This window comes from uncultured Gimesia sp., from assembly GCF_937910335.1.
Taxonomy (GTDB): Bacteria; Planctomycetota; Planctomycetia; order Planctomycetales; family Planctomycetaceae; genus Gimesia.
Map to the genome: position 1 here is coordinate 1 of NZ_CALEMX010000448.1, position 3708 is coordinate 3708.

The 3708-nt window shown below is 42.5% G+C and carries 2 protein-coding genes; one reads left to right on the plus strand and one right to left on the minus strand.

Annotated elements, in window-relative coordinates:
• The coding region (locus Q0668_RS17880; RefSeq protein ID WP_298867110.1) for an acyltransferase family protein at positions 1-1599 on the plus strand (1599 nt) is incomplete at its 5' end.
• A 68-nt stretch (positions 1600-1667) separates the two neighbouring features.
• Here Q0668_RS17880 and glmS read toward each other — a convergent pair.
• On the minus strand, positions 1668-3530 hold the full coding sequence (gene glmS, locus Q0668_RS17885) for a glutamine--fructose-6-phosphate transaminase (isomerizing) (RefSeq protein ID WP_298867112.1): 1863 nt from the start codon (positions 3528-3530) through the stop codon (positions 1668-1670).
• Between the last annotated feature and the right edge of the window lie 178 nt (positions 3531-3708).

Consider the following 3708-nt stretch of genomic DNA (forward strand, 5'->3'; position numbering starts at 1 on the left):
GAACAGTTCTACGTTTTTTTTCCGATCATTCTGATGCTACTCTGGAAGTTCGCGAAAAATTATATTACTTCTTTCTTTGCTTTATCCTTCCTGTTTTCGTTGCAACTGGCGAATTATGGCAGCGCCAATTTTCCGGATGCCAATTTCTTCCTGCTTCCAGCACGCGGATGGGAATTGCTTGCGGGTGCCTTACTTGCAAAACTGGAAATTGAGAAAGGTCGCATCAATAATTCATTTCTCGTCGAACTCATGCCTGCTGTGGGCCTGTTTCTCATTTGCAATGCAATTGTATTTTTTGATGACCAGATGCCTCATCCGTCCTTCATCACCTTGTTACCTGTGATAGGAACAATGTTAATTATTTGGTTTAGCAAAAAAGGTGAACTTGTCTCAGATTTACTGGGAAGCAAACTCTTTGTTGCCGTTGGACTAATTTCATATAGTTTTTACCTCTGGCATTTCCCAATTTTTGCTTTTGCACGTATCAAAGAAATCTCGCTGTCTGCCTACGGTAAGGTTGAATGCATTCTCCTCGCCTTAATCTTGTCCGTTCTCACCTATTGGCTGGTTGAACAACCTACTAGAAACAAGACCAAATTAAGAACGAAATATTTCTTAACTTGTTTAGTACCGACTTTCATTTTGTTAGTGGGAACACAAACCTATTTATTCAGAACTGATTCGGTAGGAAAAAGTGACAATTTGCATCCTCTGCTCCAAACTGGTGTCAGAGATTTTTTAGAAATCGATGGACGTATTTGTCATCAACGGAGTGTGGATGATCTATGCAATGTTGATACTTTCAAAGATGCACCCTACTTAATAAATCTTGGAGATAGTCATGCGAGTACTTTAGCACCACATTTATATAAATTATCAAATACGATGGGAATGAATTACCTGCAACTCACAGGTGCCCCTTTCTATTTCAATGTTAATAGAGGCTTAGGGAGAGAGCAGTTAAACTTATTTGATAAAAACCATACCCCAAAATGGCAGAAATTCATTACTGAATATAAATTCCCTCCTTCGTCCGTTTTCATCTTCACATCAAGAATGAACGTTTATTTAAATGGAACATACTATGATAATGGCGAGGGTGGAATTGAATTTAACGCCAAAGGATCTTTTATTGGTGAAACTCTTTGGTCAACAAACAACAAAACTGTAGAAGAGAATATTTTTAGAACATTCAAATGGATTATCAATCAAGGTCATAAAGTAGTTCTGGTTTACCCAATACCCGAAACTGGTTTCCATGTACCCATGAAAATCAAGAGTATGCTTAGTGCAATATCAGCTAGCGAGGCATCAAATCTTTCGAATGAACTCATTGCTTCACATAGTTTCGAAAATTATAAATCGAGATCACAAAAAGCATTTGAATTATTTGATAAATTCCCCAGCAACGAAAATGTAATTCGCGTTTACCCGGCCACTATTTTTTGTGATGAATCTAGCGGTCGATGCTATACACATAACGATGAATTCACTTATTATTGTGACGATGATCATCTCTCGTCAGCTGGTGCGAACTTACTCGTCAAAGAAATTGCCAAACAACTGAGAATGAACCATCAACCACAGGCTGAAAACTGATTCATCTCAGTAACTTTAATCATGGCGTTTTCGAGTAATCTGGAAAGATGTTTTCTATCCAGAAATCACTATTCGACAGTCACACTTTTTGCCAGATTTCGAGGCTGGTCTACATTACAACCCCGTAAAACAGCGATGTGATATGACAGAAGTTGCAGTGGAATTGCGGTGACCAGAGGTTGCAGGAAATCATCCACATCGGGAACATAAATTACATCATCGGCAATCTCTGCAATTTTTTTATCCCCTTCACAGGCAATAGCAATTACAGGCCCTTTTCGCGCTTTGACCTCTTCCAGATTACTCATGACTTTCGGATAAATCTGTCCTCGAGGAACAACAAACACACTAGGCGTTACTTCATCAACCAGCGCGATCGGACCATGTTTCATTTCAGCAGCCGGATAACCTTCCGCGTGGATATAACTGATCTCTTTCAGTTTCAAGGCGCCTTCCAGAGCACCCGGAAAATTATACAGTCGCCCGAGATAGAGAAAGTTATTGAAGTGACAATACTTATTCGCAATGTCTTTGACTCGATCATGATATTCCAGGCACTTCCGAATTTGATCCGGAACTTTTTGAATCGCATCGATAATTCGGCGGCCTGCCGGATATGAGAGATGCCTCATTCTTCCGAGAAACAGTGCCAACTGTATCATGACCATGACCTGAGACGTAAAGGCTTTCGTAGAAGCGACACCCACTTCCTGGCCGGCGTGCAAATAGATCCCGCCATCTGCCTCACGGGCTATTGAAGAACCGACCACATTGCAAATTGCCAGCGTCGGATGCCCTTTTCGTTTACATTCCCGCATCGCTGCGAGCGTATCCGCTGTCTCACCACTCTGAGTGATCGCAAAAATCATGGTACTGTTCGATATTGGAGGATTCCGATAACGCAATTCACTCGCGTATTCGACTTCGGTTGGAATTCGGGCAAATTCTTCTAACAAATATTCTCCCACAAGACCCGAATGCCAGCTTGTACCACAGGCCGTTAACACCACACGATCAATCTTTCTGAGCTGTTGTGCAGACAGATTCAACCCACCAAATTTTGCGGTTGCTTCGTCTTCATCGATCCGACCGCGCATTGCGTTTTCCAGCGTCTGGGGTTGTTCAAATATTTCTTTCAGCATGTAATGTTTGAAATCACCCAGTTCCGCTTCCACACTCACTTGATCGAGTGTATGAATCGCCAGTTTCTGTTGCCCTTCGTCCCGATGAATGACTTCCACTTCATCTCGCGTAAGAATTGCCATCTCATGATCGGCCAGATAAATGACTTCATCCGTATATCCCGCCAGAGGAGTTGCATCACTGGCGATAAATTGTTCCCCTTTTCCCACACCAATCACAAGAGGGCTTCCCAAACGAGCCGCGATCAGTAAATCAGGAAGGTCCTGGAACAAGATCACCAGTCCAAAAGTACCCTTCAATTTAGAAAGTGTTATCTCGACAACTTTCAGATATGTTGAAACGTCTTCTGGATCGGATCCCAGTTTAATCTGCTCTTCCAAATGGTGTGACAGTAAGTGCGCAATCGTTTCTGAATCTGTCGTTGTCCGAAAGATATATCCCAGCCCCTGGAGTTGTGTGCGGAGTGTGGAATAGTTTTCAATCACACCATTATGAACAATGACCACCTCACCGTTACCACCGGTATGGGGATGAGAATTCTGATCGTTCGTTTCACCATGCGTCGCCCAACGCGTATGACCGATTCCCAAAGTTCCCGAGACAGGACTCGCTTTGAACAGGGCCGCCATTTCAGCAACCCGCCCTTTTTTCTTCCGAATATGAATCGACGTCCCATCGTGGGCGGCTACTCCAGCACTGTCATATCCACGATATTCCAGTTTTTGCAGACCTTTAATTAAGACAGGACCGGCTTGGCGATGACCAATATATCCGACAATTCCACACATGCTTTCGCGCTCCATCGCTGAATGAGGGAAGTAATTACATTTTGATCGTATTCGTCATCTCTCTTTTTAGATGAGGCTTTTGACTCTATTTGATTCCAAATAAAAATGTCAAAATGACGAAAAGACAGGCCTGGAAATGACTTTGGTTAAATATAAATTCACCTTTATGCACTCACGG

What these genes read in the sequence shown, in the direction of transcription:
- glmS (WP_298867112.1), bottom strand. Translation starts at nt 3,530, where the DNA reads ATGTGTGGAATTGTCGGATATATTGGTCATCGCCAAGCCGGTCCTGTC.